The sequence below is a fragment of the Paracoccus actinidiae genome (assembly GCF_030863885.1).
Taxonomy (GTDB): Bacteria; Pseudomonadota; Alphaproteobacteria; order Rhodobacterales; family Rhodobacteraceae; genus Paracoccus; species Paracoccus everestensis.
Genome location: NZ_CP132956.1, coordinates 1,099,578 through 1,123,871, shown reverse-complemented (window position 1 = coordinate 1,123,871; position 24,294 = coordinate 1,099,578). Strand labels below are relative to the sequence as shown.

Here is a 24,294-nt window from a genome sequence, read left to right as displayed (position 1 = left end):
CGTTTGCCATTCAAAAAATCCCAACAAAATCATGAAGAAAATTGGGATCCTGCGGTCCGCAGTAATTTCACAGGTTTTGATTATCAATTTCGCCGATTCGTGGCATATTAAGATCACGGAACAATCGCGCCAGTGGTGGAGGATTCCAGAATGGCCGACACAAAGGAGACCGAAAAGACCCTTGAAATGCGGGTGGCCGACCTTGAGGACAAGCTGAAGGGGATGCAGGTCACCGAAGAGGAAATGCGCGCCTATCACAAGGTCGCGTCGATGATGGCCGGGGGAATGGCCGGGGGCGGGGGCGCCGCCACGGGCACCGAGGCCGGGCAAATGACGCAGCAACTGACCCCGGTGCCGGACAGTTGCGTGATCCAGCAATGCATCCGCGCCTGCGTGGTCCAGCAATGCACGATCCGCGCCTGCACGGTGCGGGCCTGCACGATCATCCAGCCCTGCATCGTCCAGCAATGCACGATCCGGGCCTGCACGATCATCCAGGACTGCATCAACGAATGCGGCGGCGGCTGCGCGCCGGGCGGCGGTTTCGGCGGCGGCGGCTTTGGCGGCGGATTCGGAGGCCTGGGCGGATAAGAACCGCCCCATACGAAAGGCGGGGCTTCATGCGTATCGTTTTCCCGGTCGTGCCTTTCGCCGATATCGGCAGGCCCGCCATGGGCGTGGGCCTGCTGATCGCCGAGGCGCGGGCGGCGGGCCATGATGCCCGGGCGATCTATGTCAACATCGATCTGGCATCCGCCGTGGGGCTGGTCCCCTATCAGCGCATCGCCACCAGCTTTCCGCCGAACCTGCTGATCGGCGAATGGATCTTTGCCGCCGACCTGTTCGGCGACCAGATATCGTCCCCCGAGGATTTCTTCGGCCAGATCGTCATTCCCTATCTGGGCCAGGACCGCGACCTGCTGGCGGCGATCATGGAGATCCGCCGGGTGATGCCCGAATGGCTGGACCGCTGGGCGGACGAGATCATGGCGTCCAAGCCCGACGTGGTGGGCTTCAGCACCGTGTTTCACCAGACCTGCGCCTGCCTGGCCCTTGCCCGGCGGCTGAAGGCCCGCGCGGATGCGCCGATTGTCGTCTTCGGCGGCGCCAATTGCGAGGGCGAGATGGGGTTGCAGCTGATCCGCAGCTTTCCCTGCATCGACCACCTGTGTTCGGGAGAGGCCGATATCAGCTTTCCCCGGCTGCTGGACTGGCTGGCCGGCGGATCCGTGGGCTGCGCCCCGGCAGGCGTGCTGTCCCAGGGCGCGGCGCAGGTGGCCGTCCGGTCGCAGGGCGTGACCGCCATGGACGCGCTGCCCTTTCCCGATTTCGACGATTACTTCGCCCGCCTTGCTGCATCGCCCATGGCCGGGGCCTTCGAGGGGCATCTGGTGTTCGAAACCTCGCGCGGGTGCTGGTGGGGGGCCAAGCACCATTGCACCTTCTGCGGGCTGAACGGCGACACCATGGCCTTCCGGTCCAAGTCGCCCGACCGTGCCTTCGACGAGATCGCCTGGCTGACCGGACGCCACCAGACCCGGCGGATCGGCTGCGTCGACAACATCCTGGACATGAAATACATCGACACGCTATTTCCCCGGCTGGCCCAGGCCGGGCTGGAACTGGATCTGTTCTACGAGGTGAAATCGAACCTGCGGCTGGACCAGTTGCGCCGGATGCGGGCGGGCGGCGTCACCCAGATCCAGCCGGGGATCGAGAGTTTCTCGGACCATGTGCTGCGGCTGATGGACAAGGGCTGCACCGGGTTCCAGAACATCCAGTTGATGCGGTGGTGCGCGGAATTGGGGATCGAGGTCGCCTGGAACGTGCTGGCCGGCTTTCCCGGCGAGGATCCGGCCGATTACGAGGCCATGGCCGCGCTGATGCCGCGGCTGGCGCATCTGGATCCGCCCTGTTCCTGCGGGATGCTGCGGCTGGACCGCTTCAGCCCCTTCCACAACCGGGCCGAGGCCCTGGGGATCCGCCGGATGCGCCCGGCGCGCGCCTATTTCCACGTTTATCCCTTCGGGCGCCAGGAACTGTCGCGGCTGGCCTATTTCTTCGATTTCGACCATGCGGACGGACGCGATCCCCAGGATTACCTGGGCGCGGTGCAGGCCCAGGTGGCCGCCTGGAAGGCTGCGCGGGTGGACCCCGTGGCGGCGCCCCGGCTGGACGCGGATTTCGACGCGGACGGTGTGACCATCCGCGACAGCCGTCCCATGGCGCGACAAGCGGTCCACCGGTTGACCGGGCTTGCGGCGCGCCTTTACGCGTTGTGCGACAGCACCGCCAGCCTTGCGGGCTTGGCCCATGCGACCGGCGCGGACCCCGCCCCCGTCGAGGCCGCGCTTGCCGCCCTTGACAATGATGCCCTTGTCGCGCGCCAGGGGGACCGCGTCCTGGCCCTGGCCGTGTTCCGCACCCGGCCCCAGCCCATCCCCCAGAGAAGCCATGCCCATCCGGAACCCGCTGTTGCCTGATCATTTCCTGACCTGGACCGAACCCCCCGACGAGAACGGGGACGAGGTGTGGCGCGTGGTGTCCTGGCGGCGGTCGGTCACGCTGAAGGGCCATTCCTTTCGCGAATTCGCGCGCAAGGTCGTGCCGCTTCTGGACGGACGGCACGACCTGGACGGCATCTGCGATGCGGTGGCCGACACCTTTGCGCCGGGCGATCTGGTTAGCGCCCTGGAAATGCTGGCGGGGCAGGGGATCGTCGTCGATGCCGCCCCGGCGCAAGAGCGGGGGGACACCGATCCTTCGGCACGCCTGTTGCCGCAAATGGGCTGGCTTGCCGAAACCGCGCCCGAGGGGCCGGCGGCGCAGCGCCATCTGTCGGGCGCGCGGGTGGTGCTGTTCGGCGCGGGCGGGCCGGGGGCGGTGCTGGCGCGCAACCTGGCCGCCGCCGGGATCGGCGAGCTGCTGATCGTGGACGGGGAAACGGTGTCGGCGACCGATCCCTATTTCTCGGCCCTGTATCGCGCCGATGACGCGGGTCAGCCCCGCGCGACGGTCCTGGCCGGCGCCGTGGGAACCCTGGCGCCCGATACGCGGGTCACGGCGCACCCCGCCCGCCCCGGGGACAGCGCCGCCATCGCAGAGCTTTTGCAAGGCGCGGCCATGGCTCTCTGCTGCCTAGAATCGGCGGACCTGAACCTGGCGTTGAAGCTGAACCGGGCCTGCCGCGACATGGGGATGCGGTGGCTGGCAGGCAGCCTGGAAGGCCTGGATCTGGTCGTCGGGCCGGGCTTTTCCGGCGATCTCGACGCGCCCTGCTATCTGTGCTGGCGGATGAGAGAGGTGGCCTCTGCCGCCAATCCGCAGGCGCGCTTTGCCCTGGAACGCCACCTCGACCGGCTGCACAGCGACCTGTCGGGGCGGCGCGAGAACCTGTCGGTGGGCGCCGATATCGTCGGCGGCATGATGGCGGCCGAGGTGCTGGCGATCCTGACCGGCGCGGGAGAGCCGATGCTGGACAGGCGCTTGCTGGTGATCCAGTTGCCAGGCCTGCACCAGGACAAGCACAGCGTCCTGCGCAAGCCCGGCTGCCCGGTCTGCGGAACCGGGGGATGAGCGTGCCCGATCCCGAAACCGAGGCCGCCCGCCTGATGGATGCCCTGGTCAGCCGCCGCTGCGGCCTGGTGCGCGACATGGCCCCCCAGGGCCGCGGACCCGAGGAGCCGTGCCCCCCGCATCTGTGGACCGCGACGTTGGCGCATTTCGACTTTCGCGCCGCCGGTCCCGCCGAACGGCTGAACGCGGGCAAGGGCCGCAGCCGCGCCGAGGCGCAACTGTCGGCCCTGGGCGAGGCGATCGAGCGGTATTCCGCCTTTCACTGGGACGCAGCCCGGGTCCATGTCCACCGCGCGGCGGCAGGGGCCATCACGCCCGCCGACCTGGTGCTGTATTCCGACGCGCAATATGCGGCGGGCCGGTTGCCCTATCCCCGCTGGTCGGACGAGGCGGAAACAAGCTGGATCACCGGGGTCGAGCTGCCGGGCGGGGATCCCGTCGATCTGCCCGCCGCCCTGGTCTATCTGGTTAGCCCGACGCCGCGTCCGGTCGATCATGTGACGGCCATCACCTCAAACGGCCTGGCCGCCGGGGCGGATGGGGACCGCGCCGTCGTCGGCGGGCTGTATGAGGTCATCGAACGCGACGCCCTGATGATCACATGGGCGAACCGCCTGCCCGCCACGCTGGTCGAGACGCCGGAAACCGGCTGCATGGCGGCGTCGGTCATCCGTCATTACGCCCGTTTCGGGGTGGGGGTGCGGTTGCTGTGGCTGGCCTCGGACCAGGCGCCGGTCGTGGTGATGGCGGTGGCGGACAATCCCGACGCCGCCGCCCAGGGCGCGCGGGTGATCGGCATGGGCTGCGATCTGGACGCGGGCGCGGCCATCGACAAGGCGGTGTTCGAACTGTGCCAGGCCCGGCCCTCCATGGCGGTGCGCATGGCGCGGGGCGATATCGCCGGGCGGCTGCGGACCTATGCAGACGTGCGCGACCTGGACGATCACCCGCTGTTTCACGCCCTGCCCGAACAACGGGCCGAGTTCGACTTTCTTCTGGCGTCAGGCAAGCGCACCACGCTGGACCGGATGCCGCGCAGCACCGCCGCCCCGGCGCAAGCCCTGGCCCTGATCGTCGCGGGCCTCCGGACGGCGGGCGCGCGGGTTGCCTTTTGCGACATCACCACGCCGGACATCGCCGCCCTGGGGCCGCGCGTGGTCCGCTGCGTCGCCACCGGTTTCCAGCCGATCCATTTCGGCCATGGCGAAGGGCGGTTCGGCGGGCGGCGCCTGTTCGACGCCCCGATCCGCTGGGGCCTGCGGTCCGTGCCCCTGACGGAAGACCGGTTGAACCCTTGTCCCCATCCCCTTGCGTGACGCCATGACCCTGCCATCCGACGATCCGTTTTCCTTGTCGCGGCTGTTCCACCTGAACTCGGAACCCTGGCTGAACGAGACCGCCTATCGCGCCGGGCCCTATCTGCAAGCCTTTGCCAGCCATCCCGATGCGCCGCGCGTGCCCCTGCCGCCCACCGCGCCGGGCGGAGTCGAAATCCTGGCCACCGCCCGCCGTTCGGTCCGCGCCTTTCGTCCCGACCCGCTGCCGCTGGCAAGCCTGGCCGCGATCCTGCGCGCGGGCTATGGCATCTGCGGGCCCGACCGGATGGAGGGCGGCGGGCAGTTCCTGCGGCGCACCGTGCCGTCGGCGGGCGGCACCTATCCGCTGGAAATCCACGCGCTTGTTGCACGGGTGCAGGGGCTGGTCCCCGGCATCCACCATTTCGACGCCCTGGGCGAGGCGCTGGAACTGACCCGGCCCGGACCCTGGCAGGGGGAAGCCGCCCCGGTGTTCTATACCTGGCCTTATGTGGCCCAGGCCCCGGTGATCCTGTGCCTGGGCGCGGTGTTCGCCCGCACCCAGGCGAAATACGGGCCGCGCGGCTATCGCTATGTCCTGCTGGAAGCGGGCCATGTCGCGCAGAACCTGTGCCTTGCGGCCGCCGAACTGGGCCTGGCAAGCCTGTGCATGGGCGGCTTTCGCGACGGCGCGCTGAACCGGCTGCTGGGCCTTGACCAGCCGGACGAAGGCATCGTCTATACCATCGCCATCGGCACCCCCGAGGGCTAGCGGGTTCGGGACAAGGCCTTCTTCATGGCGGTGGATTTCCTGATCCACCATGACGTGCCATCGCGTCTTGGCAGTCCCGGTCCTTCAGGACGCGGCCGTCAGGAAATCCCGGATGGTGGCGTTGAAGGAAGCGGCGGATTCCACGTTCACGATATGGCGCCCCGGCAGGGACAGGTGGCGGCCGTCCGGCACGCCGCCGGCAATCGCCGCAAGGTCGGCGGGCGGGCAGACCGGATCGTTGTCGCCGGAAATCGCCAGCACGGGCGCGGCGATGCGCGGCAGATCGCCGCGCAGATCGGCCCCGGCCAGGGCCGCGCAGCAGCCGATGTAACCATTGGCCGAGGTTGCGGCGAAGCTGTCCAGGATCGCCTCGACAACGGCGGGCCGGGCCGCGCGAAAGCCGGGCGTGAACCACCGCTCGGCCGTTGCGGGAACCAGGCCTGACAGGCCATTGGCCCGGACATCGGCGATCCGGGCGGTCCAGCTGTCCGCCGTGCCGATCCGGGCCGCCGTTGCGCAGAGGATCACCCGGTCAAGGCGCGGCGCCGCATGGACGGCCAGCCATTGCCCGGTCAGCCCGCCGATGGACAGACCGCAGAAATGGCTGCGGGTGATCGACAGCGCGTCCCACAACGCGATCACGTCGGCCCCCAGATCCCCCAGGGCATAGGGCGGGGTCGGGGTGCCGGACAGGCCATGGCCCCGGCGGTCATAGCGCAGGATGCGGAAATCGTTTGACAGATCGGCGATCTGGGCGTCCCACGTCTGCAGGTCTGTTCCCAGCGAGTTGCAGAAGGTCAGCCAGGGCTTGTCCTCGGCTGCGCCGTCGATGCGGTAATGAAGGCGGTGGGTCGGCAGGTCCAGATGGGGCATGGCGAGCTTTCCAATGAAAAGGCGCGCGGCCCGGGGGGACCGCGCGCCAGTGTTACGGCAAGATCAGGCGGCGGCAAGCTGCGCGGTGTCGCGGTGCCGTCCGTTGGCAAGGGCAAAGACCACCATCGCCACGGTGGACACCGCCGCCGGGATCGCGAAGATCAGGAAGTTCTGGCCCAGCGGCAGTTCGCGCGCCAGCAGCACGCCCCCCAAGGTCGGCCCGACGATGGCGCCGATCCGGCCCACGCCCGATGCCCAGCCCAGGCCCGCCCCGCGGACCGACAGGTTGTAAAGCTGGGCCACGCTTGCATAAAGCAGGATCTGCGTGCCGATGGTGGTGGCACCCGCCACGAAGACCAGGGCGAACAGCAGCCCCGGCGCGGGGTTGAAGCCGATCAGGGCGATGGACAGCGCGGCGGCGGCGAAGAAGCCCACCACGACCTTGGGCAGCCCGAAGCGGTCGCCCATCCGTCCGCCCAGGATCGCGCCCGCCATGCCGCCGAAGTTGAGGCTGAACAGCGACAGAAGGCTGGCGCGTTCGGCATAGCCGGCCTCTTGCAGAACCTTGGGCAGCCAGGACGACAGCAGATAGACCAGCAGCAGGCAGCAGAAGAAGGACAGCCACAGCATCAGCGTGCGCAGGGCGCGGCCGTGGCGGAACAGTTCGGCGATGGATGCCTTGGCGCCGTTGGCTTCGGAAAAGACCAGGCGGTCGTCGGCACCCAGCGGCGTTGCGGGGTTGATCTTGGCAAAGATGCGCCGGGCCTCGTCCTGCTTGCCCTGGCGGATCAGGAAGCCCAGCGATTCCGGCAGCTTCCACAGGATCAGCGGCAGCAGCAGCAGCGGCACGGCGGCGATGAAGAACATCGGCTGCCACCCGAACGAGGGGATCAGCCCGATACCCAGCCCCGCCGCGACCATGCCGCCGACCGAGTAGCCCGAGAACATCAGCGCGACCATCGTGCCGCGCAACCGCTTGGGCGCATATTCGTTCATCAGGGCCACGGCATTCGGCATCAGCCCGCCGCAGCCCAGGCCCGCGATGAAGCGGAAGATCTTGAACTGTTCGGGCGAATTGGCAAAGCCCGTCATTACCGTGGCCGAGGTGAACAGCACGAAGCTGATCGCCACGCCCTTCTTGCGGCCGATCCGGTCGGCCAGCGGCCCCAGGATCAGCGCGCCGAACATCATCCCGAACAGCGCCCAGGCTTGCAGCGCGCCCGCCTGCGGCTTGGTCAGGCCCCATTCCGCGATCAGCGTGGGCAGCACCGTGCCCGCCACGAACACGTCGTATCCGTCCACGATCAGCAGCGCGCCGCACAGCGCGACCACCATCCATTGAAAACGTCCGAACGGGCCTTGGTCTATGGCCTGGCTTACGTCTATGTTGCGCATTCCTTGTTTCCTCCCAGTCATTGTTGGTTTTTTCGCGTCAGCCCAGGTCGCCTCCCGCGACGGGCAGCACGGAGCCGGTGATGTAGGACGCCTCGTCCGAGGCCAGGAACAGGATCGGCGCGGCCTGTTCCTCGATGGTGCCGTATCGCTGCATGAAGGCCGATTGCTTCACCTGGTCCACGACCTGCGACATCCATCGCTGTTCGTCGGCGCTGTCGCCTTCGGCATTTCGGGGGATGCGGCGGGGCGGCGCCTCGGTTCCGCCGGGGGCGGTGGCCACCACCCGGATGTTCTGGCCCGCCAGTTCCATGGCCAGCGACTGCGTGACCGCGTTCACGCCGCCCTTGGCCGCCGAATAGGGCACGCGGTGGATGCCGCGCGTGGCATTGGACGACACGTTGACGATGGTGCCCCCGCCTTGCGCCAGAAGATGCGGCAGCACCGCGCGGCAGCAATACAGCGTGGGCATCAGCGACCGGCGGATTTCCGCGTCGATCTGGGTCGGCTCGAACTCGGCAAAGGGCCGCATCCGGATCGCGCCGCCCACGTTGTTGATCAGGATGTCGATGCCGCCGAAGGTGTCCGCCGCATGGCGCATGGCGGCATCCGCGCCGTCCCAGGTTTCCAGGTCGGCGGTGAAGCCCGCAGCCCCGTTCCCGGCCTCGGCCGCGACATCGGTCACGAAATCGGCGCGGTCCACCAGCAGCACCCGGCCCCCTTCCGCCGCCGCGCGCAGGGCCACGGCGCGGCCGATCCCCTGCGCGGCGCCGGTCACGACCAGCACCTTGCCCGCAAAGCGCCCGGCAAAGACCGCGCCCGTCATGCGGTGGCCTTCAGGGGCGCGTTGGGGGTGAACTTCTCGTAATGGAAGCTGGCGGGGCGGAGGTTGTTGCTGTCCAAGTAGTGGCGCACCGCATCGACCATCGGCGGGGGGCCGCACAGGTACACGTCGGCCTCGCCCGCAGCCAGCATCTCCTCGGGCATATGCTGGGTGACCCAGCCCTTGCGCGGATGATCCGACGCGGGATCGGCCACCACGGTCGCAAAGGTGAAGTTCGGCAGCCGGTTGGCCAGGGCCGCGATATCATCCACCAGCACCAGATCCTGATCCCGCGTCACGCCATAGATCAGGTGGATCTGCCGCCGCGATCCCGCCCGCGCCAGAACCTTTAGCATGGACAGGAAGGGCGCAAGGCCGGTGCCGCCCGCCAGGAACAACAGCGGGCCGTCGCCATCGCGCAGATAGAAGCTGCCCATCGGCCCGGTCAGGTCCAGGCGGTCGCCGGGCTTGGCGCGGGCCAGCCAGCCGCTCATCAGCCCGTCGGGGATCTTCTTGATGAGAAAGCCCGAGGTGCCGTCGCCCGGCGCCGTGCTGAACGAATAGGACCGGTGGTCGCCGCTGCCGGGAACGCCGATATTGACATATTGCCCCGGCAGAAAGGCAGGCGCCTCGTCCACGGCCAGTTCCAGCACCACGGCCGCATCCTGATGCGGCTCGATCCGGGCGACGGTTGCGGAAAAGACCTGCTGGCCGGTCTTGCAGGACGCGGCCGTCACCGGCACCGAGATCACGCAATCCGACGACGGCACCATCTGGCAGGTCAGGACCAGGCCTTCCGCGGCCTCGTCCTCGGTCAGGGCGTCCTCGATGTAATCGTCGCCCAGGTCATAGCTGCCGCTTTCGGCGCGGCACTTGCAGGTGCCGCAGACGCCGTCCGAACAGTCCATCGGCAGGTTGATCTTGGCGCGGAACGCCGCATCAAGAACCTTTTCGCCCGGCTTGCAGCCGACAAAGCGGGTCACGCCGTCCTCGAAATTGAGCGCGATGGTATAGCACATGGTCGCCTCCTCCTTGCGGTGTGCGTGGGTCTGGCGGCCGTCAGACGTGGTAAACGTCGATGACCTGGCGGATATAGTCGTTTTTCAGGACGATCTTCTTGGCGCTGATGCGCAGCCCTTCGGCGTCCCGGCGCAGGGTCACGAACATGGTCCCGAAGAACTGGTCCGTGGTCTTGTAGCGGTGGTTCAGCGTGTGGAAGTTGTAGCGCACGTCCACCTCGGACCCGCGATCCGCGACCACCTCGACATTGCTGACCGTGTGGCTGGTGCGGGGTTCGGGGGTGGATGCGCCGGACCGTTCGGTCTTGATGCGGAACACCCGGTCCTCCAGCCCCTCGCGGTTGGGATAATACATCAGCGAGATCTGGGACTGCGGATCCTCGGTCGTCTGGTCGTTGTCGTCCCAGGCCGGCATCCAGTAGGACGCATCGGGCGCATAGCAGCTCAGCCATTCGTCCCATTGCCGGTCGTCCAGCAGGCGCGCCTCGCGATACAGGAAGGCGCAGATGGCGGCATGGTCGATGCCGGGGGTGGTGATGCTGTGATCCAGGCTCATGCCGCTTCTCCTGCTTTTTCGGTGGCAAGGGCTTCGCGCATGGTCCTGGCCCAGTATTCGTGCTGGCAGACGAACAGGCCTTCGTCCTCGCTGCGTTCGCCCGACAGAAGCGGGTTCAGGCCCATGCGGCGGGCGTTTTCATCGGGACCATGGACCCACAGGGGGGCGCCCCGCGACATGTCGTTCCACAAGGGCGCGGCATAGGCCGTCTGGCAGGCGCGGAATTCCTCCAGGTCATCGGACGTGCCCATGCCGGACACGTTGAAGAAATCCTCGTACTGGCGGATGCGGGTCGTGCGGTCTTCGGCGCTCTCGCCCTTGGGGGCGAAGCAGAAGATGGTGACCTCGGTCTTGTCCACGGACAGCGGGCGCACCACGCGGATCTGGGTGCTGAACTGGTCCATCAGGAACACGTTGGGATAGATCCCCAGGTTGCGCGTCTGGTTGACGATGAAGCCCGCCTTTTCCTCGCCCAGCCGGGCGGCAATTTCCTCGCGGCGGTTGAAGACCGGGCGCACCTCGGGGTTCTTGGTGTTGGTCCACAGCAGGATATGGCCGTTCTCGAAGCCATAGACCCCGGCGACCGACTTGGACCAGCTGTTGGCATCGACCGCCTTGGTGCCGGTTTCGCTGCGGCGGTCCATGGTGGTGGCATAGTTCCAGTGGACCGAGCTGACGTGGTATCCGTCGCAGCCGTTCTCCATCTGCAACTTCCAGTTGCCGTCATAGATATAGGTGGAGTTGCCGCGCAGAACCTCCAGTCCCTCGGGGGCCTGGTCGACGATCTGGTCGATGATGGTGGTGGTCTCGCCCAGGAATTCGGTCAGCGGCGCGACATCGGCGTTCAGGCTGCCGAACAGGAAGCCGCGATAGGATTCGAACCGCGCCACGCGGGTCAGGTCGTGGGATCCGTCCTGGTTGAACTGGTCGGGATATTGCGTTGTCTTGGCGTCCTTGACCTTCAGCAGCTTGCCGGTGTTGGCGAAGGTCCAGCCATGGAAGGGGCAGGTGAAGCTGCCCTTGTTGCCCTGCTTGCGGCGGCACAGCATCGCCCCCTTGTGGGCGCAGGCGTTGATGACGGCGTTCAGGGTGCCTGTCTTGTCGCGGGTGATGACGACCGGCTGGCGGCCGATCCAGGTGGTGTAGTAATCGTTCACCTCGGGGATCTGGCTTTCATGCGCCAGATAGACCCAGTTGCCCTCGAAGATGTGCTTCATCTCCAACGCGAACAGATCCTCGTTGGTGAAGATGTCGCGGCGGCAGCGGAACAGGCCTGCCTCCTTGTCGTCCTGGACGGCCACGTCCAGCAGGTGATCCAAATCGCGGGCCTTTTCGATGATCGCGGACATGATTTCTCCTCCCCAGGGGCGGCGCGCCTTGCGGCCTGGCCCCTGCCAATGTCGATGATGAAAAGATCGGGTGGGGGTGGACGGCCCTCCCTCCGGGGCCGTCCGGGGGCCGCTTACGCGGCGGCGCGACGGCGCTGTTCGTTGATCTGGTTGTCCATCCCCTCGACCAGGGCGGTCAGGTGGATGTCGAAGTTGATCTCGGCGAAGGGACCGTTGAGGCCATTGGCATGGATGCTGTCTTCATCCGTGCGCTCGATCACATGGGGCACCAGGCCGTCGCGGGTCGCATAGGCGAAGTCGTCGTTGATCAGCGGATCGCCCTCGATGTTGATCTGGGTGGTCAGCTTGCGGTGGCCATCGGCGCTGATGAAAAAGTGGATATGCGCCGGGCGCTGGCCGTGGCGGCCAAGGGCGGTCAGCAGCGCCTCGGTCGGGCTGCCGGGTGGCACGCCATAGCCGCTGGGCAGGATGCTCTGGAACTTGTAGCGGCCGTTTTCATCCGTGATGATCGTGCGGCGCATGTTGAAGGGCGCCTGCTTGCCGGTCGGATCGAAGTGGGAATAAAAGCCCCGCGTGTCGCAGTGCCACACCTCGACCTTGGCGCCTGCCAGCGGCTGACCGTCGGCCCCGTGGACCGTGCCATGCATGATCAGCGTGTGGCCGTTGGTATCGGCGCCGTCGTCAAGGCGCGCAAAGCCCACCGATTCAGGGGCGCCGGCCACATACAGCGGGCCTTCGATGGTGCGGGGCGTCGGGTTCTCGATCCCTATGGCGGCGTCGATGGCGTCCAGGCGCTCGTCGATGAAGTGGTCCAGTCCCAGGCCCGGCGACACCAGGCCAGCCTGACCGGCCGCGCCCAGGTCGTTCAGCCAGGCCACGCCCGTCCAGTATTCGTCGGGGGTGATGTTCAGGTCGTCGATCGCGCGGAACAGGTCCGACATCAGGCGATGGGCGATCTGCTTCATGCGCGGATTGCCGTCGGCGGCGTTCAGGCCGCTGAGCTCGCGCAGGAACTCTTGCACGTCGGGACGGTCGAAAATCTTGACGGTCATGGTTTTTCTCCTCCTGGATTCGCTTGGAAACTGGGCGGGGCAGCTCCCTCTGCCGCCCCGTCGGGATGGCTTAGCTGTCGTCGTCCCGGATCGCCGAGGGATGGCGCAGCAGCGGCATGACGGTGATCTGCATGAAGGGGAACAAGGGCAGGCCCGACAGGATCTGGTGCAGTTCGTCGTTGTCGCGCACGTCAAGGATGCTGACGTTGGCGTATTGCCCGGCGACCCGCCAGATGTGGCGCCATTTGCCCTGGGCCTGCAGGTCCTGGGAATAGGCCTTTTCGCGCGCCAGGATGTCGGCGCGTTCATCGGCGGGCAGGTCGCGGGGGATCTTCACGTCCATGGTCACATGAAACAGCATGGTCTTACACCTTTCCGGGCAGGCTGATCGTCTTGCGGATGCCGTCGCGGGCGAAAAAGGCTACGCGGTCGTCGTCCAGCGTCACGCCGAGGCCGGGGCCACCCGGCACGGTCAGTTCGAAATCGCTGTAATCCAGCGGCTGGGTCAGGATTTCCTCGGTCAGCAGCAGCGGGCCGAACAGTTCGGTGCCCCACTGAAGGTTCGCGAAGGTGGCAAAGGCATGGGCGGAGATCACCGTGCCCACCGCGCCTTCCAGCATGGTGCCGCCGTAAAGCCCGATCCCCGCAGCGTCCGCGATGGCCGCGACCCGGCCCGCATTGAAGGCGCCGCCGCTTTGTTCCAGCTTGACGGCAAAGACATCGGCGCCCTGGACGCGGGCCAGTTCAAAGGCGCTTTCCGGGCCTGTCAGCGATTCATCGGCCATCAGCGCCACCGGGAAGCGCCGCACCAGCCGCGACAGCGCCGCAGTCGAGGCGACGGGCTGTTCGACCAGGTCGCAGCCCGCATCGGCCAGGGCCGCCATGCCGAATGCGGCCTCGCCCTCGGACCAGGCCATGTTCACATCGACGCGCACCGCCGCACGGTCGCCAAGGGCCATCTTGATTGCGGCCACATGTGCGATGTCGTCGCGGATGGGGCGTGCGCCGATCTTCAGCTTGAAGATGTTGTGGCGGCGCAGATCCAGCATCTTTTCGGCTTCCGCGATGTCGCGCGCGGTATCGCCCGAGGCCAGCGTCCAGGCCACCGGCAGCCGGTCGCGTCTGCGTCCGCCCAGAAGCTCGCTGACCGGCAGGCCGACGCGCTTGCCCTGCGCATCCAGCAGCGCGGTCTCTACCGCTGACTTGGCGAAACGGTTCTCGCGCACCATGCGGCCGATCCGCGCCATCAGCGCCTGCACCCGCGTCGCGTCCTGGCCCACCATCACCGGCGCGAACCAGGCGTCGATGTTGGTCTTCATGCTTTCGGGGCTTTCGCCGCCATAGGCCAGGCCGCCGATGGTGGTGCATTCGCCGATGCCGGTGATCCCGTCGCTGCAATGGATGCGCACCAGGGTCAGGACCTGGCCGTTCATCGTCGCGACCGACAGCTTGTGCGGGCGGATGGTCGGCAGATCAAGGATCACCGTGTCCACCCGCGTCACGACGGGGGCGGCGGATGTGGTGGCGTGGGGGGCGAATGACTGGTTCATGTCGCCAAGATGACGCCGCGTCCCGCCATCCGTCCAACACCATTTGGATTGGCAATCATACCTTCAAGGTATTATAGCTTGGAAAAGACGGGGTTTCAGGGGCTTGCCGCAGGGCAGAATACCTGAAACGGGCGAATTTTTGTGGTTCCAGACGGGGGCAAGCCGTGGATCTGCGTCAGTTGCGATACTTCGCCGCCGTGGCGCGGGAACGCAATTTCACCCGCGCGGCTGCGATTCTTCACATCGCGCAACCCCCGCTCAGCCGCCAGATCCAGCTGTTGGAGGAAGAACTGGGGGTCGCCCTGATCGTGCGCAAAAGCCGCCCCGTCAAGCTGACCGACGCGGGGCGGCTGTTTTACGAACAGGCGATGCAGGTGCTGGGCCGCGTGGACCAGATGAAGGACGCGACCCGCCGGGTCGGGCTGAACCGCAACCGGCTGCTGTCCATCGGCTTTGTCGCCTCGACGCTGTATGGCGGGTTGCCGATGCTGGTGCGCAAGCTGCGCCAGAACGCCCCCGAACTGGACATCCAGTTGCTTGAGATGCTGTCGATCCAGCAGATCCCCGCACTGAAGGAAGGTCGCATCGACATGGGCTTTGGCCGTCTGCGGCACAACGATCCCAATGTCACCAGCACCGTGTTGAGGGAGGAACGGCTGGTCGCGGCCCTGCCGCAGGGGACGCCCCTGGCAGGCGACGACAGTCCGCTGCCCTTGTCGGCCCTGGCCGGGCAGAAGCTGATCGTCTATCCCAAGGAGCCGCGCCCCAGCTATGCCGACCAGGTCCTGGCCGTGCTGCGCGACGACGGCATCACCCCGGCCGAGGTGCTGGAGGTCCGCGAAATCCAGACGGCGCTTGGCCTGGTTGCCGCCGAATCGGGCATCTGCATCATCCCCTCATCCGCCCGGCAGATGCGGTCCGATGTCCGCTATCGCGTGATCGACAGCCCTCGGGCGGTGTCGCCGGTGATCCTGAACCACCGCGCGGGCGACACGTCGCGCTATCTTGCCATGGCCAAGACGCTGATCCGCGACATGTATGCCGAAAATCCCGCCTGGCTGGAAGCGAACAACGTCCGGCCCTCAGGACGGGAAGACGATCCTTCAACCCCCGATGGAAAAGGCGCCGGGTTGCGGGAGTGATCCGGTAAATTTGTCTTGAAGCACTTCCCGGACAGGCGCATATCCCTGCGGATATCGCAGTCGGAGTGCCGGAATGGCCAGCGAAGAAGCCGTTGCCAGCCCGTCCGGCGCGGATATTGCATCCCAACACCATGGTCCGTCCCGCATGACGCCCGCGCTTGTGCTGGCCTGCCTGGGGGTCGTTTACGGCGACATCGGCACCTCGCCGCTGTATGCGCTGCGGGAATCCCTGGTCCACGCGCATGAGGAAGGGCTGCCCGAAACATCGGTGATCGGCATCGTGTCGCTGTTGTTCTGGACGGTCGTGCTGATCGTGACGGTGAAATACGTCATCCTTATCCTGCGGGCCGACAACAACGGCGAAGGCGGCACCCTGTCGCTGGTCGCCAAGGCGCAAGGCGCGCTCAAGGCCGGGCCGCTTGCCAGGCGGCGGCGCCTGCTGCTGTTGCTGGGGATCGTGGGCGTGTCGCTGTTCTTCGGGGACAGCATGATCACGCCCGCGATTTCCGTCCTGTCCGCGGTCGAGGGGCTGACCCTGGTCGAGCCGGACTTCAAGCCTTGGGTCGTCCCCGTCACACTTGGCATCGTGATCGTGCTGTTCTGGGTGCAAAGCGGCGGGACGGACCGGATCGCCCGGCTGTTCGGGCCGGTGATGCTGGTGTGGTTTTCCACCATGGCGGCCCTGGGCATCGGCCATATCGCCGATGACGCGCGCATCATCCAGGCGCTGAACCCGCTGCGCGCCGCCGGTTTCCTGACCGAATACGGCATGGCCGCGCTGCCGGTGCTGGGATCGGTCTTCCTGGCCGTCACGGGGGCCGAGGCCCTTTATGCCGACATGGGCCATTTCGGGCGCAGCGCCATCCGCACCGCCTGGACCGTGATGGTCTTTCCGGCCCTGGCGCTGTCCTATCTGGGGCAGGGCGCCATGGTCCTGGCGCACCCGGAAACCGTGTCCAACCCGTTCTTCCTGATGGCGCCGTCGTGGTTCCTGGCGCCCCTGGTGATCCTGGCCACGGCGGCAACCGTGATCGCGTCGCAGGCGGTGATCTCGGGCGCGTTTTCGGTGGCGGCGCAGGCCGTGCAGATGGGCCTGCTGCCGCGCCTGCACATCAAGTACACATCGGACCTGCAGGCGGGGCAGATTTACCTGCCCAAGGTCAACACGGTCCTGCTGGTCGGCGTGGTGGCCCTGGTGCTGTCCTTCGGGTCGTCCGCGCGGCTGGCAAGCGCCTATGGCATCGCCGTGACGGGGGACATGGTGATCACCTCGGTCCTGGCAGTGATCGTGTTCCGCTGGGCGTGGAACTGGAAATGGCCGCTGATCGCCATCGTGATGGTGCCGGTCCTGGGGATGGAGCTGATCTTCTTCACGGCCAACCTGATGAAGCTGCTGGACGGCGGCTATATCCCGCTGGTCTTTGCCGCCTGTGCCATTGTCCTGATGCTGATCTGGATCGAGGGGATGCGCCGGTTGCAGGACAAGCTGGCGGTCGAAAGCATCAGCATGGACCTGCTGGCCGGCAAGCTGTCGAAATCGCCCCCGGTCATCGTGCCGGGCACGGCGGTGTTCCTGACGGCCGATCCGATGGCCGCCCCGCCCGCGCTGCTCCACAACCTCAAGCACAATCGCGTCCTGCATCAGCGCAACTTCATCGTGAAGGTCGAAAGCGCGACCACCCCCCGCGTCCCCGACGACGCGCGCCTGCGCCTGGAAAGCATCGCGCCCGGCTTCTGGCGGGCTTGGCTGTCCTTTGGCTATATGGAACAGCCGAACGTCCCCCGCGCCCTGGCAAGCGCCAAGCGCGAGGGCCAGAAATTCGACATCATGTCCACTTCGTTCTTCCTGAACCGGCGGACGCTGCGGTCGGGCAAGGGCACGCTGATGCCCCGCTGGATGGGCCGGATCTTCGTCCGGCTGTACCGTTCCGCTGCCGAGCCGACGAATTACTATCGCCTGCCGTCGAATCGGGTGGTGGAACTCGGACAGCAGAAGAACATCTGAAAACGGCGTTTGCGCCAGTATCCGGTCACGCGAAGGCCTTGTAAGGGCTTTCGCGTGTTCTGCTTATGTTTCAAATCTGCCGCAAGGGCAGGGCGTGGCGAATCATGGGCGCAATTGAGGAATCATCTGCGGATCAGGCCCGGTTTCTGGAAACAGGGTTTTTGTTCCCCAGCAGGGCAGGGTGATTCCAGCAGTCATTTGGCGAATGCCGGCAAGAAACGCCGGACGCCTGCGCCCTGTCTGCACAGCGGATATGCCATCAAACGACCGTTTCATCCCGCCTCACAACAGTGTATGCTGCCGCTTCTGGCCCCAGGACGGACCCTTTTTCCATGGCACTCATCGGCTATGCCCGCGTCTCGACGGGCGAACAAACCCTTGACCCGCAGCGCGACGAGTTGCGCGAGGCGGGCTGTGCTGCCATTCACGAGGAACACGCCTCGGGCGCCGACCGCGCCCGCCCGGCCCTGGCGCGCCTGCTGGCCGCGATCCGGCCCGGCGACACGCTGGTGGTGGTGCGCCTGGACCGGCTGGCCCGGTCGCTGTCGCACCTGCTGGAGGTGATCGAGCGGCTGAAGGCGCGGGGCGCGCATTTCCGGTCCCTGGGCGATCCCGTGGACACGACCACGCCACAGGGGACGTTTTCGCTGCAGGTGATGGGGGCGGTGGCGGAACTGGAACGCGCGCTGATCCGCGAGCGCACAAAGGCGGGCCTGCGATCGGCCCGCGCCCAGGGCCGGGTGGGCGGCAACCCGGGCCTGCGGGCGGGCGACCGCGACGCGATCCGCAAGCTGCGGACGGCCCGCGACGAAAGCTATTTCCGCAAGCTGGAGGCGGGCGCCGAACAGTGGCTGCCCTTGCTGCGCCGCCACCGCCCGGCCATGGCTTGGGACGACCTGGCCCGCCTGGTCAAGGCCCGCACCGGCCAGGACTGGTTGGTCGAGCGGTTGAAGCGTGCCGCCAAACGCTATGTCCGCGATGGCTTGCTGCCGGCCACGGTCCTGGAACGCGCGCCGCGCCGCGATCCGGGCGACCGCCTGATGGCGATCGTCGCGGGAATGCGCCACGCCGACCCCGACCTGACCTTGGCGGGCATCGCCAAGCGCCTGGAGCAGATGCACGAGCGCACCCCGCGCGGGAATGCCAAATGGTACCCCTCGACCGTCCGGATGCTGCTGCAACAGGCAGAGAAACGAGGGATGGGCCGGGTGGATGCAGATGGCCCCGGTTCGGGAAAGACGGCCCTGTGACGCTCCCTCTTTCGCCTTTCGCCCGGCGGAGACCGGAACCGACACGGGGGCGGTCGCAGTTATGCAGGCGACGCGGGCAGATCCCCTGACCAAGGCGACGATCAGAGGTGCAGATGTCCGACCCCTTTTCCGCGTGCGTCGAAGCCCTGGCCCTTTTGCGCGACCTTGGCCCGGAAGGCCCGGTCCTGCACCTTGCCCGCGACGAACGGACGGCCGAGGCCTTTGCCGCCTTCCTGCGCGGCGTGCTGCCGGGCCGGCGCGTGCTGTTCCTGCCGCCATGGGATTGCCTGCCCTTCGACGGGGCCTCGCCCACGCCTGACGCGATGGGCCGCCGCATGGCCGTTCTGCACCAGTTGCACGATCCCCGGCCCGGCGACATTCTTGTGGCGCCATTGTCCGTCCTGCTGCAACGCCTGCCGCCCCCGCAGGCCGTGCGCAGTCTTTCCGTCCGGCCGGGCGATCCCCTGGACACGGGTGCGCTTGAGGCATTCGCCAGCAGCGCCGGATACGCAACCGACGACCGCATCGACGAACCGGGAGAGATCGCCATTCGCGGCGGCACGGTCGAGATCTTTGCCGCGGGCGACGCGCTGCCTTGCCGGATCGAGCTGTCGGACGGGGTGGTGACGGCGCTGCGCTGCTTTGATCCCGTCACCCAGCGGTCCATCCGCGATATCGACAGGCTGGACATCGTGCCCGTCACGGAACTGCCCCCAGCCGATGACGCCTGGGATCGCGGGGCGGAACATCGCCTGCCCAAGGCCTGGCCCGCCCTGACGATCCTGCCCGACCACATGGCCGGCGCCCGCATCACCGCGTTGTCCGCGACGCTGGACCTGGCCGAAAAACGGCTGGCTCGGCTGGAGGAAGCACGCGCCGAGGCCGAGGCCGATGGCGCCTTCCCGCTGCCCGTCGATGCCTTGTATCTGGGGGCGCGGGAATGGGCCGAACTGGCGTCTCGCATCGACACCCTGCCCCCTGGGGACTGGACCGCCGTTCCCGCCTTTGCCGCCGCCGCCCGGCCGCGCGCCCGGCTGGCGCAGTTTCTGGGCGACGCTGCCGTGGCGGGGCGGCGGCTGGTTCTTGTCGCGGGGTCGGGGGCGGAACGGGGGCGCATCACGCGCATGGTGGCCCAGGCCGACGGACATCCGCCTGCACCCGCCGCCGATTGGGCCGATGCCCAAGCCCACGACCGATCCGTTCTTCTGGCTGATCTGGCAGAGGGCGCGGTGACCGGGGATCTGGTTGTCATCACCGCCCAGGATCTGCTGGGCAGCCGCGCCGGACCCGGCAACCGCGCGGCCCCGGTCCTGGCGCTGCCGGGTGCCGGGCTGGATCTGGGGGATATCGTCGTCCACGAGGAACACGGCCTGGCCCGGCTGGACGGGTTGGAGCCTCTGGACCCCGACCGTCCTGGACCCGAGGGCATCCGCCTGACATTCGCCCGCGACGAACGCCTGATGGTTCCCACCCATGACGCGGGCCGCATCTGGCGCTATGGCACGGCCGAGGCGGGGGTCAAGCCCGACCGCCTGCGCGGAACGGCTTGGCCCAAGCGCCGCGAGGCCACGGCCGCGGCCCTGGCCACGCTGGCCGATCACCTGGTAGAGCTTGCCCGCGCGCGGGATGCGGCAACGGCGCCCGAACTGGTCCCGCCCGCGCGCGATTATGAACGGTTTATCGCGCGCTTTCCGTTTCAGCCGACGCCCGATCAGGCGGCTGCGGTGCGCGCAGTGCTGGCCGATATGGCATCGGGGCGGCCGATGGACAGGCTGGTGATCGGCGACGTGGGCTTTGGCAAGACCGAGATCGCCCTGCGCGCGGCTGCGGCGGCGGCCCTGAGCGGGCGTCAGGTGGCCGTCTGCGCCCCCACCACCGTTCTGGCGCGGCAGCATTTTGAAACTTTTCGTCGCCGCTTCGCCCCTTTCGGGATCACCGTGGGGCATCTGTCGCGGCTGGTTACGGGCAAGCCCGCCGCCGCCACGCGCGCGGGCCTTGCCGACGGGTCGGTGCGCATCGCGGTGGGCACCCATGCCCTGCTGGGCAAGGGGGTGAGCTTTGACGATCTTGGCCTGCTGGTGATCGACGAGGAACAGAGGTTCGGCGCGGCGCAAAAGGAAAGGCTGCGGGAACTGGGCCAGGGCCTGCACGTCCTGTCGATGAGCGCCACGCCCATCCCCCGCACCTTGCAGACCGCACTGGTCGGCCTGCACGACCTCAGCTATCTTCACACGCCCCCGGCCCGCCGCCGCCCGATCCGCACCCTGATCGCCGATGACGGCGACACGACCCTGCGCCAGGCGCTGCTGCGCGAACACCGGCGCGGCGGCCAAGGCTTCGTCGTCGTTCCCAGGGTCGAGGACATCGCGCCGGTGGCGGACCGCCTGGAACGCCTGCTTCCCGGCCTGCGCCTGCAAGTGGCGCATGGCGCCCTTTCCGCGCGCGAGATCGACGAGGTGATGGTGGGCTTTGCCGGGGGCGACGGCGATGTTCTTCTGGCAACGGGCATCATCGAAAGCGGGCTGGACGTGGCCCGCGCCAACACCATGGTGATCCTGCGCCCGGCGCTGTTCGGCCTGGCCCAGTTGCACCAGCTGCGCGGGCGGGTCGGGCGCGGTCCGGTGCAGGCCTATTGCCACCTTCTGACCGCCGAGGGCGAGGATCTGTCCGACGATGCGCGCAAGCGCCTGGGGACGCTTCAGGCCATGGACCGGCTGGGCGCGGGCATGGCCATCAGCGCCGCCGACCTGGACCGGCGCGGCGCGGGCGATCTGCTGGGCGACCAGCAGGCGGGCCATGTGCAGCGGGTGGGCCTTGGCCTGTATCAGCAGATGCTGGCCCAGGCCCTGCGCCGCGCCAAGGGCGACATGGACATTCCCCCGCCGCCGCAGGTTCCGGGCGAGCCGGGCCACATCCCCGCCGATTACATCCCCGAACCGGAAAACCGCATCGACCTTTATCACCGCATCGCGCGCGCGGCGAAGGCGGACGAGGTGGCGCGCCTGGCGGACGAGATCGCGGACCGCTTTGGCACCCCGCCGGAACCGGTCGAGACGCTGCTGCGCGCGGCCGGTTTGCGCGCGCTTGGCGCGACGCTGGGGGTCGAAACCCTCAGCCTTGGCCCGGAAGGCGTGGCGCTGTGTTTCCGCGACGGCGTGGACATGGCGGACCGCGCGCCCCTGGCATCCGATCTGGAAGGACTGACGGTCGAGGACAGGCGCCTGACCCTGCACCACCCCGGCCCCGAGGACCGGCTGGACGTGGCAAGCGACCTGCTGGAACGGATGGCCTGACGGGCGGCGGGGCGGGCTAGGCGGAATCGGCCGCGGGGGGTATCATCTTCCGGCCATGTCGCTGCACCAGACCATAGGCTTTTGCCATGCGGCCGACGGCACGCGCATTGCCGTCGCCACCTGCGGGCAGGGACCGGTGATGCTGCGCGCGGCGCATTGGCTGAGCCATTGCCACCATGATCTTGACAGCCCGGTCTGGCGGCCCTGGCTGGCCGCGTTCGCCCGGCAATACCGCTTCGTGCGCTATGACCCGCGCGGCTGCGGGTTGTCGGACCGTTTCGTGGCCGACCTGTCCTTTGACGCCTGGCAGACCGACCTGGACGCGGTCGCGGCCACCATCGCGGATCCGTGCTTCGTCCTGCTGGGATTGTCGCAAGGGGGCGCCCTGGCGATCCGCTTTGCCCTGGCCCATCCGGGCCGGGTGTCGCATCTGGTGCTGCTGAACGCCTATGCCCAGGGCGGGCGGGTGCGCGCCGGATCCGAGGCCGAACGGCTGGAGGCCGAAACCCTTGTCAATTTCGTCCGCATCGGCTGGGGCCGCGAAAACCCCGCCTTTTGCCAGTTCTTCACCAACCTGTTCATTCCCGGCGGCACCGCCGAACAGCATCGGTGGTGGGGCGACCTGGAACGCCTGACCGCCGCCCCCGACGTGGCGGCGCGGCTGCTGTGGGAAATGCAGGGCATCGACGTGACCGATCAGGCCCGGCAGTTGCGGGTGCCCACCCTGATCCTGCATAGCCGCGACGATATGCGCGTCCCCTTCGAGGAAGGCTGCAAGCTGGCCGCCCTGATCCCGGATGCCCGCTTCGTGCCGCTGGACAGCGCAAACCATGTTCTTCTGCCCGGCGAACCCGCCTGGACCGTGATGCAGGAGGAAATCGCGCGGTTCCTGGGCCGTGACGGGGCACCCCCGGCCCTGCGCCGCGCCGCCCTGACCCCGGCCGAGGCGCAGGTGCTGGATCTGGTCGCCAAGGGCCTGAACAACCGCGCCATCGCCGAACGGCTGGGCAAAAGCGAAAAAACCGTGCGCAACCAGTTGTCGGTGATCTTTGACAAGCTGGGCGTCGAAAGCCGGGCGCAGGCCATCGTTCTGGCGCTTGGGGCGTGACCGCCACGCGGCGCATCGCGGGCCATTTGCCCCATCATGCGCGGCATTTCCTGGGGACTGGCGGGACAAGCGGCCCATGCGCCGACGCATCCACGCGCCCATCCTGTTCATGCGGCGCCTTTCGCCGCGCGGAGGATGAAACGATGACCCAAGTTGATGACGCCCGATTGGGCGAGCTGGTCGGCCGCGTTCTAGGCGATCTGGGCGGCGCCTTCAGCGTGCCGCTGGTGCGGATCGGCGACGAACTGGGCCTTTACCGCGCCTTGCGCGACACAGGCCCGGTCACAGTCGAGGATCTGGCCGCCGCCAGCGGCTGCGCGCCGCGATACCTGCGCGAATGGCTGTCGGCCCAGGCTGCATCCGGCTATGTGACCCATGACGACGGGCGGTTTTCGGTGACCCCTGAACAGGCGATGGTTTTCGCGGAACCCGACAGCCCGGTCAACCTGGTCGGGGCCTTTGACACCGCCGCCGCGATGTCGGAAAATCAGGCCAAGGTGCAGGTGGCTTTCAAGACCGGCAAGGGCGTGGCTTGGGGCGACCAGGCGGGCTGCCTGTTCTGCGCCGTGGCGCGGCTGTTCCGGCCCGGCTATGTCAACGCCCTGGTCCAGGACTGGCTGCCCGCGCTTGACGGGGTGGCAGAACGTCTGCGGTCAGGCGCGACGGTGGCCGATGTGGGCTGCGGCCACGGGGTTTCCACCATTGTCATGGCCCAGGCCTTTCCGGCCTCGCAGTTCACCGGCTTCGACTTTCACCCCGGTTCCATCGCGGCAGCGACCGCGCACGCGCGCAGCCACGGGCTGACGAACCTGCGTTTCGCCGTGGCCCGGGCACAGGATTTCCCGGCCGAGGATCTGGACCTGATCACCTGCTTCGACTGCCTGCACGACATGGGCGATCCCGCCGGGGCGGCCGCGCATATCCGCAAGGCCCTGAAGCCCGGCGGATCCTGGATGATCGTCGAGCCTGCCGCGGGCGACCGGCTGGAAGACAACCTCAATCCCGTGGGGCGCATCTATTATTCGGCCTCGACGATGATCTGCGTGCCGACATCGCTGGCGCAGGAAACCGGCCTTGCCCTGGGCGCGCAGGCGGGCGAGGCGCGCATCGCCGCCGTGGTCCGGTCGGGCGGCTTCAACCATGTCCGGCGCGTGGCCGAAACGCCGCTGAACATGGTGCTGGAGGCGCGATAGGGCCGGCCCCCGAAAAGAACAGGATGGCGGGATTGACGCCCGCATT

At 67.8% G+C, this 24,294-nt stretch carries 20 protein-coding genes; 11 read left to right on the top strand and 9 right to left on the bottom strand.

From position 1 onward, the window contains the following. The first annotated feature begins 150 nt into the window (after nucleotides 1–150). Genes Q5701_RS05650 through Q5701_RS05630 form a run of 5 tightly spaced genes read left to right on the top strand, consistent with a single transcriptional unit; the run spans nucleotide 151 to nucleotide 5,643 of the window. Nucleotides 151–591, top strand: coding sequence for a hypothetical protein (locus tag Q5701_RS05650; protein ID WP_306754258.1), 441 nt, complete (start codon nucleotides 151–153; stop codon nucleotides 589–591). A 29-nt stretch (nucleotides 592–620) separates the two neighbouring features. Continuing rightward, nucleotides 621–2,483: a RiPP maturation radical SAM C-methyltransferase gene (locus Q5701_RS05645; RefSeq protein WP_306754257.1), complete on the top strand. Its 1,863-nt coding sequence runs from the start codon at nucleotides 621–623 to the stop codon at nucleotides 2,481–2,483. After that, nucleotides 2,455–3,576, top strand: a complete 1,122-nt coding sequence (locus Q5701_RS05640) for a TOMM precursor leader peptide-binding protein (RefSeq protein WP_306754256.1) — start codon at nucleotides 2,455–2,457, stop codon at nucleotides 3,574–3,576. Before Q5701_RS05645 ends, Q5701_RS05640 begins: the two co-directional genes overlap by 29 nt. After that, nucleotides 3,573–4,892 carry a YcaO-like family protein gene (locus Q5701_RS05635; protein ID WP_306754253.1) on the top strand — a complete coding sequence of 440 codons (1,320 nt, stop codon included), beginning with the start codon at nucleotides 3,573–3,575 and terminating at the stop codon, nucleotides 4,890–4,892. Before Q5701_RS05640 ends, Q5701_RS05635 begins: the two co-directional genes overlap by 4 nt. A gap of 4 nt (nucleotides 4,893–4,896) precedes the next feature. After that, complete coding sequence (locus Q5701_RS05630) at nucleotides 4,897–5,643, top strand: SagB/ThcOx family dehydrogenase (RefSeq protein ID WP_306754252.1); 747 nt, start codon at nucleotides 4,897–4,899, stop codon at nucleotides 5,641–5,643. 84 nt (nucleotides 5,644–5,727) lie between these two features. Here Q5701_RS05630 and pcaD read toward each other — a convergent pair whose 3' ends face one another. The 9 genes from pcaD to Q5701_RS05585 form a co-directional block, all read right to left on the bottom strand. Beyond that, a complete protein-coding gene (pcaD, locus tag Q5701_RS05625) occupies nucleotides 5,728–6,516 on the bottom strand; it encodes a 3-oxoadipate enol-lactonase (RefSeq protein ID WP_306754251.1) in 789 nt (262 codons plus the stop codon). 63 nt (nucleotides 6,517–6,579) lie between these two features. Beyond that, the gene (locus tag Q5701_RS05620; RefSeq protein WP_306754250.1) at nucleotides 6,580–7,911 is read right to left on the bottom strand and encodes an MFS transporter; all 1,332 of its coding nucleotides are present in this window, start codon (nucleotides 7,909–7,911) and stop codon (nucleotides 6,580–6,582) included. 37 nt (nucleotides 7,912–7,948) lie between these two features. Then, on the bottom strand, nucleotides 7,949–8,734 hold the full coding sequence (benD, locus tag Q5701_RS05615; RefSeq protein WP_306754249.1) for a benzoate diol dehydrogenase BenD: 786 nt from the start codon (nucleotides 8,732–8,734) through the stop codon (nucleotides 7,949–7,951). Further along, on the bottom strand, nucleotides 8,731–9,750 hold the full coding sequence (gene benC / locus Q5701_RS05610) for a benzoate 1,2-dioxygenase electron transfer component BenC (RefSeq protein WP_306754248.1): 1,020 nt from the start codon (nucleotides 9,748–9,750) through the stop codon (nucleotides 8,731–8,733). Before benC ends, benD begins: the two co-directional genes overlap by 4 nt. 40 nt (nucleotides 9,751–9,790) lie before the next feature. Then, nucleotides 9,791–10,306 carry a benzoate 1,2-dioxygenase small subunit gene (gene benB, locus Q5701_RS05605; protein WP_306754246.1) on the bottom strand — a complete coding sequence of 172 codons (516 nt, stop codon included), beginning with the start codon at nucleotides 10,304–10,306 and terminating at the stop codon, nucleotides 9,791–9,793. Continuing rightward, entirely contained in the window at nucleotides 10,303–11,655 is a 1,353-nt protein-coding gene (locus tag Q5701_RS05600) for an SRPBCC family protein (protein WP_306754244.1), read from the bottom strand. Before Q5701_RS05600 ends, benB begins: the two co-directional genes overlap by 4 nt. A 113-nt stretch (nucleotides 11,656–11,768) precedes the next feature. Further along, entirely contained in the window at nucleotides 11,769–12,707 is a 939-nt protein-coding gene (catA, locus tag Q5701_RS05595) for a catechol 1,2-dioxygenase (RefSeq protein ID WP_306754242.1), read from the bottom strand. Between the two features lie 70 nt (nucleotides 12,708–12,777). Continuing rightward, a complete protein-coding gene (gene catC, locus Q5701_RS05590; protein ID WP_306754241.1) occupies nucleotides 12,778–13,068 on the bottom strand; it encodes a muconolactone Delta-isomerase in 291 nt (96 codons plus the stop codon). A gap of 4 nt (nucleotides 13,069–13,072) precedes the next feature. Beyond that, nucleotides 13,073–14,257, bottom strand: coding sequence for a muconate/chloromuconate family cycloisomerase (locus Q5701_RS05585; RefSeq protein WP_306754240.1), 1,185 nt, complete (start codon nucleotides 14,255–14,257; stop codon nucleotides 13,073–13,075). A gap of 164 nt (nucleotides 14,258–14,421) precedes the next feature. Between Q5701_RS05585 and Q5701_RS05580 the strand changes: the two genes are divergently transcribed. The 6 genes from Q5701_RS05580 (at nucleotide 14,422) to Q5701_RS05555 (ending at nucleotide 24,248) form a co-directional block, all read left to right on the top strand. Continuing rightward, the gene (locus Q5701_RS05580) at nucleotides 14,422–15,399 is read left to right on the top strand and encodes a LysR family transcriptional regulator (protein ID WP_306754238.1); all 978 of its coding nucleotides are present in this window, start codon (nucleotides 14,422–14,424) and stop codon (nucleotides 15,397–15,399) included. Nucleotides 15,400–15,544: 145 nt separating this feature from the next. After that, nucleotides 15,545–17,404, top strand: coding sequence for a potassium transporter Kup (locus tag Q5701_RS05575; protein WP_306754236.1), 1,860 nt, complete (start codon nucleotides 15,545–15,547; stop codon nucleotides 17,402–17,404). Between the two features lie 332 nt (nucleotides 17,405–17,736). After that, nucleotides 17,737–18,654 carry a recombinase family protein gene (locus Q5701_RS05570; protein WP_306754235.1) on the top strand — a complete coding sequence of 306 codons (918 nt, stop codon included), beginning with the start codon at nucleotides 17,737–17,739 and terminating at the stop codon, nucleotides 18,652–18,654. A 113-nt stretch (nucleotides 18,655–18,767) separates the two neighbouring features. Further along, nucleotides 18,768–21,947 (top strand): DEAD/DEAH box helicase, encoded by a 3,180-nt coding sequence (locus Q5701_RS05565; RefSeq protein ID WP_306754234.1) that lies wholly within the window; start codon nucleotides 18,768–18,770, stop codon nucleotides 21,945–21,947. Nucleotides 21,948–22,002: 55 nt separating this feature from the next. Next, complete coding sequence (locus Q5701_RS05560) at nucleotides 22,003–23,055, top strand: alpha/beta fold hydrolase (RefSeq protein ID WP_306754233.1); 1,053 nt, start codon at nucleotides 22,003–22,005, stop codon at nucleotides 23,053–23,055. Nucleotides 23,056–23,198: 143 nt separating this feature from the next. After that, complete coding sequence (locus Q5701_RS05555) at nucleotides 23,199–24,248, top strand: methyltransferase domain-containing protein (protein ID WP_306754232.1); 1,050 nt, start codon at nucleotides 23,199–23,201, stop codon at nucleotides 24,246–24,248. Nucleotides 24,249–24,294: the final 46 nt, after the last annotated feature.